The organism is Mesorhizobium sp. M0276 (assembly GCF_040321755.1).
Classification (GTDB): Bacteria; Pseudomonadota; Alphaproteobacteria; order Rhizobiales; family Rhizobiaceae; genus Mesorhizobium.
This window is the reverse complement of sequence record NZ_JAMYSC010000008.1, coordinates 1-13,749: the sequence shown is the minus strand read 5'-3', so window position 1 is coordinate 13,749 and position 13,749 is coordinate 1. Positions and strand designations below refer to the sequence as shown.

Sequence of the window (13,749 nt, the reverse complement as noted above, 5' to 3'; positions counted from 1 at the left end):
GACGACAATCAGGTTCTGCGTGTCCGACAGCTTCCATCATTTAAGTGCTCCTGAGCGTTCCGTTCATCCCGTTGGGGTAGAAACCGCCCTTGCTCACTCCGGGTTGATCATTCAGATAGACAATGCGCAGCACCTCTTGCGGTGTTCTTGTGAAGGCGATCGCGTCTGGCGTCGAAGGAACGAAGTTGGCTTTGCCGTCGACATAGATGCCTTGGTCCTTGTCGTCGGGCCCGTCGATCTTGTCCCGCGCGTCGGAAATGGCATTGGCAGCCTTCCAGGCCTTCTCGCCCATGCGGTAGAGCGAAGACCGCGCCATTCCCATGTGGTAAGCTTCGACCGCGAGAATACCGGCTGCAGCAGCCAGGAACTGCTTGTTCTTTAGAACGGTTGTCGCTCCAGCGTAGGCCGTTACACCCACATCCTCAAACAGCATGCCGCCGAGCACGAAATTCATCTGGTTGCCAAAGGGGTCGAAGTCCGCACTCAGGCCCGCAGCCTTCGCGACTGCAGCAAAGCCGGCATCAAAATCGATTGCCGGCCGGTCGACGGCGTCCGACCCAAGCGTCTTGCGATAAAACCTAACATGGGCAAGTTCGTTTTCCGCAACTTCCCGCATGAATTCACCGAGCGCGGGCGTTTCGAAGAAAACCTGTTTGCCGCCGACGACATCGCCGGGCTTGGAACCGGCATCTGAATCCTCGATGCCTTTTCCAGTGGTACCCCGAAGATAGTATTCCGCCTCCATGTATTCGAGGTTGAGTGCAAAGCGGAAAATGTCTTCGTCCTTAACGCCATCCTGCGCAAAAGCGGGCGAAGCCGGAGCAAGGCCGATGGTTGAAGTGAGCGTTGCTCCCAGGCCAATTTGCAGTGCCCGCCGGCGACAGACGTGAAGCGAAGGCGTGACATCGATCATAGCTTCCTCCCAAAGCCCGCCTGGCCATCGTTTTGGCCCCAAGAGCGAGCCGTCCAACCAAACTTCGCTAAATGCCTAATGTTCCGAGAAGACCCAGATCTCCCGCCCCAGAGGCAAGGCAGGTCGTCGAGGCGCTATCCTTTCGAAATGGTCAGGCTGCGATCAGCATGGTGGCTGCGTCCGACCGCGTGGAACAGGTAACTGCTCATCCACTTTCGGCTCTTACACCCCAGCGAGCCCTGTCGCGCATCCAGTCAATGGTGATGCTGCCGATCAGTCTCGCAACTCAATCGGCTTGAACAGCGACGCAGGAACAACGGCGCTAGGCAATCGCCGACGAAGCACGCCATCCATTCACGACCACCGAAGCCGGACTTAATGTTCGTCTTCGGTGGTTGGCAGCGCTATTTTAGCTGCCCATCTTCTTGGCCATTGCGCAAAATTCCGCATGCGCCTTGTTAAGCGTGGTGTCGCCACAGTCTTTCAACACCGCCGTTCGTTCGTCGGGTTTCATGGCCGTCCACGCGGTCTTGAAATCCTTTTCGGACCTCAATGTCTTCATACCGGCATCGGTGAAGAACGGCGACATTTTGGCAGGATCGTCGAGCGCGGATGTGCCGGTTGTGGAACCAGCCATCGCAACACCCCCCATCGATGCGAGCGCGATTGCAGCAACGAGAAGTTTCATGCTCATTTTAACCTCCTTCAGGTCAACAAGCTTGTCGTGACTGCACGAAGCAACGTGCGCTTGACCACCTGGTTCCGGCGTGGATAACGTATATTTTAGCAACGTCTTGCTAGCGAAAAGCTTGACCGGAGACGGCCTCGCCTGACGTTTCATGACGGCCAGGGCGCGCACTTAGGCAAGCCTGATGCAGACGGCTCCCATACAACCCACGAGGGTCTAAACCTCATGGATTTGACCGCTTCAAGAGTTCGGCGCAGCTCGCTCCTATGGCGGGGCTTTTCGTCCTCTTCAGCTACTGGTCGTCGTCGTGCGGAGGCTTCTAGCCCTTGAGGGAACGGGCTTGGCCGACCGGTGTGGAACGCCTTCGCGCAGCCCACAAGGTGTGCTGGCGCGATAGGGAAGCCGGCACGCTCTAAACCTTTGGGGACGCAGGCCGCGTCGGCTTGCTGGGGCTTGAGGGGACATCCAGCGATGGCATTTTGAGTAAAACTTAGCAATTAATCCAATGGCAGTGAGCAGGGTCGGGAACATTTCAGCTGAGTTGCATGTTTCAATCACAATCACGATCATGAGCGATTTGAATGGCGCGAAAACCGAAAGTCGGAGATGAGATCACGCTATCGGCCACCATCCTGAAGGTGATGGAGGACGGCGTTTCGAGCGTTAGTGTGCCGACCTATAATTTCCCGCTTGCCATCGACACGCCGCAGAAGGCCAAGGTAGGCCAGAAAGTCGAAATCAGTGGTTTCGCCACGCGCGTCGATCAAGAGGACGGCAAAGTCACCGTTCGTATCGACGGATGCGGTCTTGTCACTGTCGATATTGATTCCATTGCCGAGGTCTCAGCGACATCGCGGGTAACCGTGCGCGAGTAGCTCGCGCAAGCTCACTACGCGAAACAACGATAGGGCGGTGACGAAGGCACGTTAGTTTGTGCCTGCGGCGTGTCCCAACGCCTACTTGGGAACTTCTCGCGATCGCTGCCTACGAGCCGAATGCGATGGCGACTATGGGTAACGCGCTCCGCGCAGGACAGCCTTTCTATCTATTATGCCTAACCTCCTGAACAGCCTCAAGCCCCTGGAACTTTCCAAACGATTGAGTCTTATTGCCCACCAAAACAATGACGGGCCCAGCCAAGGCTCTCGACAAGGCGGCGCAACACAGGCGCGGTAAACTCCGCACGTATCGAGGGGCAGATTCCACGACAACGCACCGCTTGCCGTCAGCCGGGTAACTTGCGTGCCTGGACCAGTCTCGCGCAGGAGAAGAGTTGCCGCATAATGCCCAGCGGCAGCTTTGGAACGAAAACCTTCATGGAGAATTGTTACTTCGTCTCAGCACCTTTTAAAGGAGGTAGTTATGGGTCGAGGTATCTTGCTTTGGTTGCTTGGAGTGCCGATCCCAATCATCATTCTGATTATGCTTCTTGCGCGGTAGGGGGTGAAAATGGGAACCGTGGTTTCATCGACAGACATCACGCCGGTCACTGAGTCATCCTCATCGGCCGTCAGCTGGGGGCCGATCGTCGCGGGCGCTTTCGCGGCCTCGACGCTGACCGTTATTCTGATGCTGGTCGGCTCCGGTCTAGGACTGACCATGGTTTCGCCCTGGACCGGAGCGAGCGCTTCGACCACGACCTTCGCGGTTTCGGCGGCTGCCTGGCTTGTCGTCGTTCAATGGCTATCAGCTGGCTTAGGCGGCTATCTCACCGGCCGGCTGCGCACCAAGTGGGTAAATGTCCACACCGACGAAGTCTTTTTTCGTGACACCGCGCACGGTTTCCTTGCGTGGGCGCTGGCAACATTGCTTGTTGCCGGCGTGCTGGGCTCGGCTCTTTCGGCGGCGCTGGGCACGGGTGTGCAGGCTGCATCCTCCGTGGCGTCAGGCGCCGCGACGGGGGCAACGACAGCAGCCGCCAATGCGGCTACGACAGGTGCCCCACCTTCTGGCATCTGGACCGGCTATTTTGTGGATTCTCTGTTCCGCGCGGCGACCCCCGCCGCAGCGCCCGCCAATGAACAGAACGGCGCCACCGCTACGGAACAGGCGACGCGAATCCTGCTGGCGGGGGCGGCAAATGGCCAGATATCGCCTGAGGACAAGGCCTATCTGGCGCAACTCGTCGCCGCCCGCACAGGCCTGTCGGAGGCCGATGCGAAGGCTCGAGTGGATGCGGTGATCGCCAAAGTCGACGACACCAAGGCCAAGGCCAAGCAGGCGGCCGATACAGCAAGGAAAGCCACTGCGTCCTTCGCACTTATAGGCGCATTGTCGATGGTTGTCGGCGCCTTCATAGCGAGCGTTGCAGCAGTGTACGGTGGCAAGCAGCGCGACGAGGAGGAGGCCCTCGTTCTGACCCGTTGAAGTCCGGATCGCATCGGCCGGCGGCGGGTTTGGCGTCACGCCTCAATTTATACCGGTCGAACCAATGAGGTGATCGAAGCCGAGGAGCAATGAGGCGACCTCACTGACGATGATCTTGATCGGATTGACGGGCAATCGCGACCTACTGCTGGGGCATGCCATCGCTCAGAACGGGCCAAGATTCAATTTGCCTGAAATACGCGACCGCGCTGGGTGCAGTCGGCGCAGCGGCGACGATCGTGCCGTCTTGCTGGTCGCGCTCTCACGTGGGAAAAAACTCACGATCGAACGCACAGGCGGGTGATGATCGTGCGGCATCTCTCCGTCCCAGTGCTATGCGGCCTAGCGGTCGCGGGGTGTTCTGGCAGCAGGACGGACGGCAGGTGCCTGGTGGACGGGTTTCTCTTCCTGTCCACCTTGCGATCCTATCAGATTTTCCGCCTGGCCAGCAGCCTTGTCAGCCAGTCCGGATCCATTTCCGGTACGGACGACAAGAGCCTTTCGGTGTAAGCCGGATGCGGCGGCGTAAGAACTTCGCTCTTCATACCCTGCTCAACGACTTTGCCCTGGTGCATGACGACAATTTCGTCGGCTATCGCCCGTACGGTGGCAATGTCGTGAGTGATGAAGAGGTAGCTCATGCCGAAGTCCTTTTGCAGGCGCATGAGGAGCTTTAGGATTTCCTCCTGCACGATCTGGTCGAGCGCGGACGTAATCTCGTCGCAGATAATGAGATCCGGATCGGCCGCAAGCGCCCGGGCAATGCAAACGCGCTGTTTTTGGCCACCCGACAATTCGGCCGGCAGTCGGTCCAGGTAAGCTTCGCTCATCTCGACCATATGCATGAGTTCGCCGATCCGGCGATCCCGCTGCGCGCCGCTAAAGCCGAGGTAGAATTCAAGCGGTCGCGCTATGATGTCTTCGACCGTCTGGCGCGGATTTAACGCGTTGTCAGGCGTTTGATAAATCATCTGTATGCGGCGCAGGACCTCCTTCGGGCGCATCTTCAAGCTCTTTGAAAGGGGCTGGCCGGCAAAAGAGATCGACCCCGAAAGCGATGGTAGAAGGCCGGTGACGACCCGAGCGAGGGTCGACTTCCCGGAGCCGGACTCGCCGACCACAGCCACCGTTCTTTCGCGTGGAACTTTGATGCAGACATCCTCGAGCACTTTGACGGTTCGGGCATAGGCCGCGGTAACGTGGTCTATCGTCAGCAGATACTCTTCGGCCGGAACTTCGGGCTTCGCGAGCTTGCGCACAGCCCACAGTGTTTTGGTGTATTCCTGGGCAGGCGCAGCGAGCATCTGCCGTGTTTCAGCCTCCTCCACAGTGAGCCCGTCGCGCAAAACCATAATGCGGTCCGCCATTTGCGCTACCACCGCCAGGTCATGCGTCACGTAGATTGCGGCCGTATTGAATTCCTCCACGATGTTGCGAATGGAGGCAAGAACTTCGACCTGCGTCGTCACATCGAGCGCGGTCGTTGGCTCGTCGAACACTATGAGGTCCGGACGACAAGCCATAGCCATTGCCGTCATTGCTCTTTGCAACTGCCCGCCGGAGACCTGATGAGGATAGCGAAAGCCTATGGTCTCCGGGTCTGGGAGCTGAAGACGTCGATAAAGATCGACGGCGCTCCGGTTTGCCTCTTCCCGGCTGGCAATTCCATGCGCCACCGCAGTTTCGACGGTTTGTTCCAACAGCCGGTGGGCCGGGTTGAAAGAGGCCGCCGCGCTTTGCGCGACATAGGCGATGCGGGAGCCCCTGAGGCGACGGCGCACTGTTTCACTGACTGCCAGAAGATCAATCCCTTCGAACAAGATCGAGCCTTGTGTGATCCGGCAGCCCGGCTTGGCATAACCCATTGCGGCAAGGCCAATGGTGGACTTGCCGGCGCCTGACTCGCCGATCAGGCCCAGAACCTCCCCCCGCTTCAGCGTCAGATCGATCCCGCGCACAATGGGATGCCACCGCTCGTCCGAGAACCCCTCCACATGCAGTTTGCGGATCTGCAGTAGATCCTTTCCTTTTTCGCGCGGGCCTGGACCGCTATTTTTCATCCCGCAACCCGCTTGTTGCGTGCAGGAACCAGTCCACGACGAAATTGACTGACACCGTAAGGAGAGCGATCGCGCCGGCCGGAAGGAGCGGCGTGACGTCTCCGTAAGTGATCAGGGTTGCGTTCTCCCGCACCATCGAACCCCAATCGGCGGTCGGTGGCTGAATACCGACGCCGAGAAAGGACAGCGCCGCGATGGTGAGGAATACGAAGCAAAATCGCAAGCCGAACTCTGCGACCAGCGGCGGCATTACATTGGGAAGGATTTCCTTGGCGATGATCCACCTCGCGCCTTCGCCGCGCAATCGCGCCACCTCCACATATTCCATCACGGCCACGTTAAGCCCAACGGCGCGAGAAAGCCGAAAGACACGGGTGGAATCAAGAAGGGCAATGATCACAATCAGGCTGGTGATCGACGAGCCGAAGATCGACAGCAGCACCAGCGCGAAGATCAGACTTGGGATTGACATCAACACGTCCACCGCACGCGACAATATCTGGTCGAGCCATCCCCTGTGCAACGCGGCAAGAAGACCGAGCGAGACGCCAACCGCGAAGGACAGCAACGTGGTCGCGACTGCGATAGCGATGGTGTTGCGCGCACCGTAGATCAAGCGGGTGAGCATGTCGCGGCCGAGCTGATCGGTTCCCAATTTGAACTCCTGGCTCCACGGCGCGAAGGCTTCGCTGAAGACCTGAGTCTCCCCGTATGGCGCGATCCAATGCGCGAAAACCGCAACAAAAACGTAGCCGAGGATCACCACGATCCCGAACCATGCGCTGAAGGGTGCCCTCTTCAGGGCCGTTTTCGCTCGGGTAGCACGCGAGCGCCTCAGCCTTTGAATCGCCGCGATAGGTTCGAAGCTGGTCATCGTGGATGCAAGAGCCTGGGGTTGGTGGCGATGGAGATAATATCGGCTATCAGATTGAGCAGGATGTAGGTCGCGGCGAAAATCAGGGCGCAGGCCTGAACGACCGGAACATCCCTGGATTTCACCGCATCAACCATCAACTGACCGATGCCGGGATAGACGAACACGACCTCGACCACGACCACTCCAACGATGAGATACGCCAGATTGAACGCCACCACGGTGACGATGGGAGCCCAGGCATTGGGCAGGGCATGCCTCAGCACGATCACCATCGGGGACATTCCCTTGAGGCGCGCCATATCGATGTAGGGGCTTGCCAGCATGTTGATGATGGCCGCTCGGGTCATGCGCATCATGTGGGCCACGATGACGAGCGTAAGGGTGATTGCCGGCAGCGCCACTTTCCAGACATGCTCCCCAAACGGCGTCTGGTCGTTCACATTCGACAATGTCGGAAATTTGGGAACCGCATTGAGTGCCCAGTTCAGTGAGATAGTGAGCCAATGGGGCAGGGATTGAGCGAAATCGGATCCGATGAACGTGTCGCGCGAGATGACCAGGTAGGCCAGCATATAGGCGACGAAAAACTCCGGGAACGAGATGGTTGTCAGCGTCACAGCATTCACCAGCCGGTCGAACCAGCCGTTGCGATACAGAGCGGCAAGAATGCCAAGCCCCAGGGCCAGCGGGACTGCGATCAGCGCAGTCACCGCTGCGAGGAACATCGTATTGTATAGCCGTGGCGCGATGATCTCGGCCACGCTACGCCGGTATCCGGTGCGGCTCGCAAACGAGGAGCCGAAGTCACCGTGGAGCATCTGCGCGACCCAGACAAAATAGCGTTCGACAGGTGGACGATCGATGCCGATTTCTCGCTGGAATGCGGCGACCGTTTCGGACGTCGCCGATTGCCCGAGCGTGGCCTTGGCGAAGTCGCCGGGGAGCATCGCGATCGCAGAGAAGATAATGATGGACACGATGAACAAAGTAATCAGGCCGAGCCCAAGCCGCTCCAGAACTGTTTTTGCGACAGGGTTCATGGGCGTGCGTTTCCTGTTTGGGCGGCAGCCTTTGCAACAGCCAGGGAAGCCAACCGGAGCCTCACAGTCAACGCGGCTCCGGCCCGCCATCTCATGCAGTGGCGATCCACCAGCGTTCGGCCATTTTCAGTCCATCGTTCTCCCAATTGGGCGCCACTTCGCCGTGTGCGAGCTTTTTGGATTGAGCGCTGACGAAATTGTTGAAGACCAGCACGATGCTGCCGCCATCATCGTGGGTTAGCTGCTGCATCTCCGCATACATCGCCGCTCGCTTCACCTCGTCCGTCTCGGCGCGCGCTTGGACAAGCAATTCGTTGAAGTGGGGATTTTTCCAGAACGACTCATTCCAGCTGGAGTCCGCGGCGAAGGCTTGGGTGAACATCCAGTCGGCCGTCGCTCGACCGCTCCAATAGGAAGCGCACCAGGGTTTCTTGAGCCAGACATTGTCCCAATAAGCGTCCTCGGCCTCACGCACGACATTTACGTCGATGCCACATTGGGCTGCCGTCTCGCGAATGAGCGAAGCCGCGTCCACCGCGCCTGCAAAAGCGGCATCGGCGACCGAGAGATCCACTTTCAGGTTCTCCATTCCGGCCTTTTTCAGGTAGTGCTTGGCTTTTTCCGGATCAAAGCTGTGCTGCGGTTGCGGATCCTTGGCGAACTTGATCGCTGGCGCGATCGGGTTGTCGTTGGCCACGGTGGCGTGGCCGAGAAAGATCTTGTCGACGATCTCCTGACGATTGATCGCCCATTTCAGGGCCATTCGCACGTCCGGATTATCAAACGGCGCCATCGTGACATTCATCGGCAAGGTATAGTGACCGTAGCCAGTGACTTCGACGATTTCCACCTTGGGATTGCGTTTGAGCATGCCGAGAGTCTTCAAGTCGGCGCGGCCGATATAGTCCACCTCCCCCGTAGACAATGCCGCCATGCGAGCGGCAAGATCTGTAATGGCGATGAACTCCACCTCGTCGAGGTATGGTTTGCCGTTCTTGAAGTAGTTCGGATTGCGCTTGAGTTTGGCCGAAACGCCGGGCTGGAAGTTCTCGATTACGAAAGCGCCCGTGCGAACGCCTGAGGCCCAATCCGCCTTGCCGTCCTTGGCTGGCATGATGACCAGATGGTAGTCACTCATAATGTAAGGGAAATCGGCGTTGCCGCTCTTGAGCGTGAAGACCACCGTTTCCGGGCCGTCCGCCTTGATCTCGGCGACGGACTCCAATAGCGACTTCGCCGCCGATTTTGTGTCCTTGCCCATGTGATATTGCAATGAGGTCACGACGTCATCCGCCGTCACAGTCTTGCCGTTGTGGAACGTTGCGCCTTTGCGCAGCTTGAAGGCCCAGGTCTTGGCCCCATCCGAAGATTCGAAGCTCTCGGCGATGTCGGGTTGGACATTGCCCTTGGCGTCGACCTCGGTGAGGGCGTTGGACAGCGAGCCCGAAAATGCGGTTTGTGTGAACGTATCGGGGTAGCCGGCCGGATCGATTGAATCTGTCGTCGCGCCGTGAGCCATGCCGAGCTTGGCGAAGCCGCCCTGCATCGGTTCGGCCCGCGCCGTGGCGACGAAGAGCGTGTCGGCGGCGGCGACCGTCAGGCCTGCGGCCAGCCCAAGATGAATGAAGTCGCGGCGGGAAACCTTGCCGCCGCCGATCAGGCTTTGCGCGATACCGAGCTTGTATTCAGATTCTGACATTCGACTCTCCCATTGCGGAGTTCTCCGCGTTTTTCTCGTCAAAGCACCTGCAAACAAATCTGCTAGTTGGCTGCGGCCACCTTTCCTTCGAATTTTCCAATCCCAATCGGCTTTGGGCCAATCAGGCCGTCACATAGATACTGCCGGCTTCGACGGTGACTGGAAATGTGCGAGCGCGAACCGACGGATCGACCAACGCCTCACCTGACTTGATGTCGAATTCCCAGCCGTGCCAGGCACATCGGACGATCTCGTTTTCGCGATGATAGATGAATTGCGCCTGTTCGACGGGCGCGGTCGTTCCACACTGCGGTCCCTCGCAAAGTGGAGCGCCGCGGTGCGGACAAACATTCAGCAGCGCGTGGAATGAATCCCCGACGCGGAAAACGCCAACCGAAAGGCTGCGGATCTTGGCGATAAAGGGAGACCCGGATTCGATTTCGTCGACGCGGCAGATGTAGGTCTTTTCGGGCATCACATGGTTCCTCAGGCGGCATTCGCCGCTTGCGCGCGCGGGATGCGTTTGTAGACCTCCAGCGCATTCAGTCCCATGATCTTGCTCTTCCAGGCAGGAGGGATCTGCAGCGTGTTTGCATCGTCGTAATCCCAGTGGGGATAATCGGACGCAAACATCAACGTATTTTCGCCGTCCATCGCCTCAAGCGTGGACCACAGATGCTGGATGTTTGCGGGCTGTTCCAGCGGCTGCGTGGAAAAGCGGATGTTGCGCCTGCAATATTCCGACGGCAGCATCTTCAGCCATGGCGTCTCCTTGCGCAGCGCTTTGTAGTCGGCGTCCAGGCGCCAGAGTACCGATGGGACCCAAGCGACGCCGCACTCGATGATCACGAAATAGAGGTCCGGCCATTTCTCGAAGACGCCATGCGCGATCATGCTGGCCACGTGCGACATTGCCGACATGTGGAGGATAGCGTGGGTCTCCCAGAAGAACGTCGTTGGGGCAGGAGCGATGGCAGTTGAATTCACTCCGCCATGGCCGCCCAGATGGATGGCGAAGGGCAATCCTACTTCAGCGCAGGCTTCGTAAATCGGGTGGTAGAACGGGTCGCCATACGGCTTGACGGATCCTTGGGAAGCGAGCACCTGCACCATGCGCGGGTGATTGCCAAGGCGACGTATTTCGGCGGCGGCGAGCTTTGGATCTTGTGGCGCGATGATGATCGAGCCCATGAAACGGTCGTCCTTCGGCAGCCACTGATCGATTTGGTAGTCATTGTAGGCGCTGACCAAGGCGCTGGCATAATAGGGGTTGGCGAGGGTTGACGCCTCGATCGGCTCATCACCCGTCAGGATCGCCACGTCGATCTTGTACTTGTCGAGGTGCTTCTCTTTCATAATGAGATAGTTATCGGCTTCGGTTTTCGGACGGACGTCCTTGCGGGAGAAATCCTGCGGATGAAACCAGGGACGATGGCCGTGCGGGAATGCCCCAACGGGACCTGTCTTCTCGCCTTCGACGAACATGTCCTTCCAGAGGCCGGAAAGGTAGGGCTGCAATACCGTGGCGCTTGACCAGTAATTATGACAATCGCAGTCGATTATAAACACTTTGTTCCGCTCCGTAGCCTCGTCCGGCGATGCTGCCGGATCGCTGACTGGTGCAGCTTCCGCCTTGGCTGTCGTTTGATCAAGCTTATGAAACGTGCCAATATGATCGAGTTTTTCGATCGAAGGTTCAATGCAGCTTGATCACATCGAAACCTTTCTCGATATCGTCGAGTCGAGAAATTTCAATCGGACCGCGGATCGGTTGGGCCTGACCCAATCGACGATCAGCACCCGCATCAAGAACCTGGAGAGCGCAATCGGGTCCGAACTGTTCCAGCGTGGACGCGCCGGGGCAGAGCCGACTGCCGCGGGACGCCGGTTCGAAGCTTACGCCAGGTCTCTGCTCTCGACCTGGTCGCAAGCTCGCCACGACGTACGCGCGTTCAACCGTTTCGAAGGCACCTTGCGCGTTGCCGCCCAAGTGGGCATGACCCGCTCAGTCCTACCCGGGTGGGTCGAGACACTGTGCCAGGTCCTTCCGAAGTCCTCGATTCATATCGAGTCGGATTACTCGAACCAGATGGTCAGCGACTTGAGCATGGGAAACCTGGATATCGCGGTGCTTTATGCCCCTCGCTACTTGCCCGAGATCGCCTACGAGCACCTGATGGTCGAGGAATATGTGATGGTTTCGACTGCCGCCAGAACGCTGTCGGATGTTGATCCTGACACCTACATCCGCCCAGGCTACACCGTTCTGCTGGAGAAAACGCACGCGGAGCTGCTGGCTCAATTGGCGATCTGTCGACTTTCGACCGGATCGGAAACGCTGGCGGAGATCATGCTTCGGCGAACGGGCGGCACTTGCTACATGCGTAGCGATGATGCGCGCCGGTTCACCGCCGAGCTTCCATCGTTCCTCGTTGAAGGAGCGCCGACGCTGCACCAGCCAGTTCACACGGCGATACTGGCACGTCGCAAACACGAACCGATCATTCGCAAAGGCATCCGAGCTCTCCATCTCGCCGTTATGTCGCTGGAAGTTTAATCGAAATTGCCGATCATAACGTTGGGTTTATACTGCTGTTTTACGGGATAAGAACTGGCATGTTCGCTCGACCGCAAAGCCGAGCCGAACAATGAACGCATACGCTTCCATCCAAGCATCCGATATCGTGCCCACGTCGCGTCAGCGGCAATGGACACAAAAGACGCGAGATGTTGTGCTCTGCCGTCGCGTAATCGACGAGACGCACGATGTGAAGACATTCGTTCTCACGTCTGCCGCAGATCGGATGTTCTGCTTCAGCGCCGGCCAGTATGTTCTCGTGCATCTCAGGATTAACGGTGCCGCGATGACGCGCTCCTACTCTGTATCATCACCGCCGACTCGACCGCTTGATCTTCAGATCACGGTGAAACGAACGCCAGGCGGGCTTGCTTCCAACTGGCTCCATGACAATGTGAGGCCAGGCAGCGAGATCGAGATCGAAGGGCCGCTCGGTTCGTTTAATCTTGATGAGTTGCCGGCTCAGAAACCCGTTTTCCTTTCGGGCGGTAGCGGCGTGACTCCGGTCATGTCCATGCTGCGTGCACTTACCGATCGCGCGGATGACAGGGAGATCCGCTTCATTCACAGTGCGAGAACGCCAGGCGACATCGTCTTCCGATCGGAACTGGAAGCACTTGCCGCTCGCTTTCCCAACGTTCAAGTGACTTTGATTTGCAGTCAGGGAGGTCCCGCTTGGACGGGTTCAACCGGCCGAATTGGTGGTCGGATGCTGCTGAGCCTGGTTCCCGATCTCCACAAGCGCACCGTTTTTGCCTGTGGGCCCGAAGGATACATGAAGACGGCACGCGCCTGTCTTGACGCAATTGGCCTCCCGCCGGCCCAGTATCACGAGGAGAGTTTCGGAGGCAGCAACGGTTCGCGTTCGGAAATGGGTTCAGCGGTTCCGTCTTCGGTCCGTTTCGCCCGCTCGGGCCTGGAGTATCAATGCACGCCTGGAGAGACCCTGCTGGAGGCGGCACGGAATTGTGGCATCTATATACCGACCGCTTGCCAGCAGGGCGTTTGCGGAACGTGCCGAATAGCCAAACTATCCGGCGAAGTTGCGATGGACGACCTAGGCGGACTGAACGCTGAAGAGAAGTCGGCCGGCTATGTCCTGGCATGTTGCAGCCGCCCACAAGGAACGGTTTTGCTCGACGTTTAACTCAGTGTCATCGAGCATTGAAGATGTCGGCCGAGGCACGCATTGGCATCCATGGTGCTTCAAAACAAGAAACCGCCGCTGTCGTCGAGGTGGGCGTCGGGCCGCCCCCTCTCTGCCTCAGTTTCCGGTTTGCCAACCGCGCACCTGTGGACGCGAGTGTCAGATCTAGGGCAGTCCACGGGAGCGCCTGAATGTCCGCTTCTTACAACCCGCACTCGAAGCTCAGTCCGTTATCGGCCCGACATGCGGCGTGGTGCAGGCGGGAGCGCCTGCAGTAGTTGTGTGCGTCAAGTTCTGCAAAAATGGCGTGGCGGTAGCTGTGACGTCGGCGTGTCCGCCGCGCAGCTCCCGTGTTTAGCGGAGCGGCGGACACATGACGG

General features: G+C 58.6%; 12 protein-coding genes. 4 read left to right on the top strand and 8 right to left on the bottom strand.

Annotated elements, in window-relative coordinates:
• Nucleotides 1-40: 40 nt before the first annotated feature.
• Together NKJ01_RS08290 and NKJ01_RS08285 are read right to left on the bottom strand one after the other, a co-directional pair.
• A complete protein-coding gene (locus NKJ01_RS08290) occupies nucleotides 41-913 on the bottom strand; it encodes a ferritin-like domain-containing protein (protein WP_352727372.1) in 873 nt (290 codons plus the stop codon).
• Nucleotides 914-1,322: 409 nt separating this feature from the next.
• Nucleotides 1,323-1,607 (bottom strand): hypothetical protein, encoded by a 285-nt coding sequence (locus NKJ01_RS08285; RefSeq protein WP_023758508.1) that lies wholly within the window; start codon nucleotides 1,605-1,607, stop codon nucleotides 1,323-1,325.
• A gap of 575 nt (nucleotides 1,608-2,182) precedes the next feature.
• On the opposite strand from NKJ01_RS08285, the gene NKJ01_RS08280 reads away from it, so the two are divergent.
• On the top strand, nucleotides 2,183-2,476 hold the full coding sequence (locus tag NKJ01_RS08280) for a hypothetical protein (protein WP_352727370.1): 294 nt from the start codon (nucleotides 2,183-2,185) through the stop codon (nucleotides 2,474-2,476).
• 574 nt (nucleotides 2,477-3,050) lie between these two features.
• On the top strand, nucleotides 3,051-3,968 hold the full coding sequence (locus tag NKJ01_RS08275; protein ID WP_023758506.1) for a membrane protein: 918 nt from the start codon (nucleotides 3,051-3,053) through the stop codon (nucleotides 3,966-3,968).
• A gap of 428 nt (nucleotides 3,969-4,396) precedes the next feature.
• Here the strand turns inward: NKJ01_RS08275 and NKJ01_RS08270 are convergent, their stop codons facing one another.
• The 6 genes from NKJ01_RS08270 to NKJ01_RS08245 form a co-directional block, all read right to left on the bottom strand.
• Entirely contained in the window at nucleotides 4,397-6,028 is a 1,632-nt protein-coding gene (locus NKJ01_RS08270; protein WP_352727368.1) for an ABC transporter ATP-binding protein, read from the bottom strand.
• Nucleotides 6,018-6,902: an ABC transporter permease gene (locus NKJ01_RS08265; protein WP_352727367.1), complete on the bottom strand. Its 885-nt coding sequence runs from the start codon at nucleotides 6,900-6,902 to the stop codon at nucleotides 6,018-6,020. The genes NKJ01_RS08270 and NKJ01_RS08265 overlap by 11 nt, the downstream gene beginning before the upstream one ends.
• The gene (locus tag NKJ01_RS08260) at nucleotides 6,899-7,945 is read right to left on the bottom strand and encodes an ABC transporter permease (RefSeq protein ID WP_352727365.1); all 1,047 of its coding nucleotides are present in this window, start codon (nucleotides 7,943-7,945) and stop codon (nucleotides 6,899-6,901) included. Before NKJ01_RS08260 ends, NKJ01_RS08265 begins: the two co-directional genes overlap by 4 nt.
• Nucleotides 7,946-8,036: 91 nt before the next feature.
• Nucleotides 8,037-9,644: an ABC transporter substrate-binding protein gene (locus NKJ01_RS08255; protein WP_352727363.1), complete on the bottom strand. Its 1,608-nt coding sequence runs from the start codon at nucleotides 9,642-9,644 to the stop codon at nucleotides 8,037-8,039.
• Between the two features lie 121 nt (nucleotides 9,645-9,765).
• Complete coding sequence (locus NKJ01_RS08250; RefSeq protein WP_352727361.1) at nucleotides 9,766-10,119, bottom strand: Rieske (2Fe-2S) protein; 354 nt, start codon at nucleotides 10,117-10,119, stop codon at nucleotides 9,766-9,768.
• Nucleotides 10,120-10,130: 11 nt separating this feature from the next.
• The gene (locus NKJ01_RS08245) at nucleotides 10,131-11,213 is read right to left on the bottom strand and encodes an amidohydrolase family protein (RefSeq protein ID WP_352727359.1); all 1,083 of its coding nucleotides are present in this window, start codon (nucleotides 11,211-11,213) and stop codon (nucleotides 10,131-10,133) included.
• 130 nt (nucleotides 11,214-11,343) lie between these two features.
• Here NKJ01_RS08245 and NKJ01_RS08240 point away from each other — a divergent pair, with 130 nt between their 5' ends.
• Both NKJ01_RS08240 and NKJ01_RS08235 read left to right on the top strand, forming a co-directional pair.
• Nucleotides 11,344-12,201, top strand: coding sequence for a LysR family transcriptional regulator (locus tag NKJ01_RS08240; protein WP_023758498.1), 858 nt, complete (start codon nucleotides 11,344-11,346; stop codon nucleotides 12,199-12,201).
• 91 nt (nucleotides 12,202-12,292) lie between these two features.
• Nucleotides 12,293-13,369: an FAD-binding oxidoreductase gene (locus tag NKJ01_RS08235; protein ID WP_352727357.1), complete on the top strand. Its 1,077-nt coding sequence runs from the start codon at nucleotides 12,293-12,295 to the stop codon at nucleotides 13,367-13,369.
• The last annotated feature ends 380 nt before the right edge of the window (nucleotides 13,370-13,749 follow it).

Bases quoted from the DNA above. Each gene is read 5' to 3' on its own strand.
- NKJ01_RS08290 (WP_352727372.1), bottom strand. From the start codon at position 913: ATGATCGATGTCACGCCTTCGCTTCACGTCTGTCGCCGGCGGGCACTG.
- NKJ01_RS08285 (WP_023758508.1), bottom strand. From the start codon at position 1,607: ATGAGCATGAAACTTCTCGTTGCTGCAATCGCGCTCGCATCGATGGGG.
- NKJ01_RS08280 (WP_352727370.1), top strand. From the start codon at position 2,183: ATGGCGCGAAAACCGAAAGTCGGAGATGAGATCACGCTATCGGCCACC.
- NKJ01_RS08275 (WP_023758506.1), top strand. From the start codon at position 3,051: ATGGGAACCGTGGTTTCATCGACAGACATCACGCCGGTCACTGAGTCA.
- NKJ01_RS08270 (WP_352727368.1), bottom strand. From the start codon at position 6,028: ATGAAAAATAGCGGTCCAGGCCCGCGCGAAAAAGGAAAGGATCTACTG.
- NKJ01_RS08265 (WP_352727367.1), bottom strand. From the start codon at position 6,902: ATGACCAGCTTCGAACCTATCGCGGCGATTCAAAGGCTGAGGCGCTCG.
- NKJ01_RS08260 (WP_352727365.1), bottom strand. From the start codon at position 7,945: ATGAACCCTGTCGCAAAAACAGTTCTGGAGCGGCTTGGGCTCGGCCTG.
- NKJ01_RS08255 (WP_352727363.1), bottom strand. From the start codon at position 9,644: ATGTCAGAATCTGAATACAAGCTCGGTATCGCGCAAAGCCTGATCGGC.
- NKJ01_RS08250 (WP_352727361.1), bottom strand. From the start codon at position 10,119: ATGCCCGAAAAGACCTACATCTGCCGCGTCGACGAAATCGAATCCGGG.
- NKJ01_RS08240 (WP_023758498.1), top strand. From the start codon at position 11,344: ATGCAGCTTGATCACATCGAAACCTTTCTCGATATCGTCGAGTCGAGA.
- NKJ01_RS08235 (WP_352727357.1), top strand. From the start codon at position 12,293: ATGAACGCATACGCTTCCATCCAAGCATCCGATATCGTGCCCACGTCG.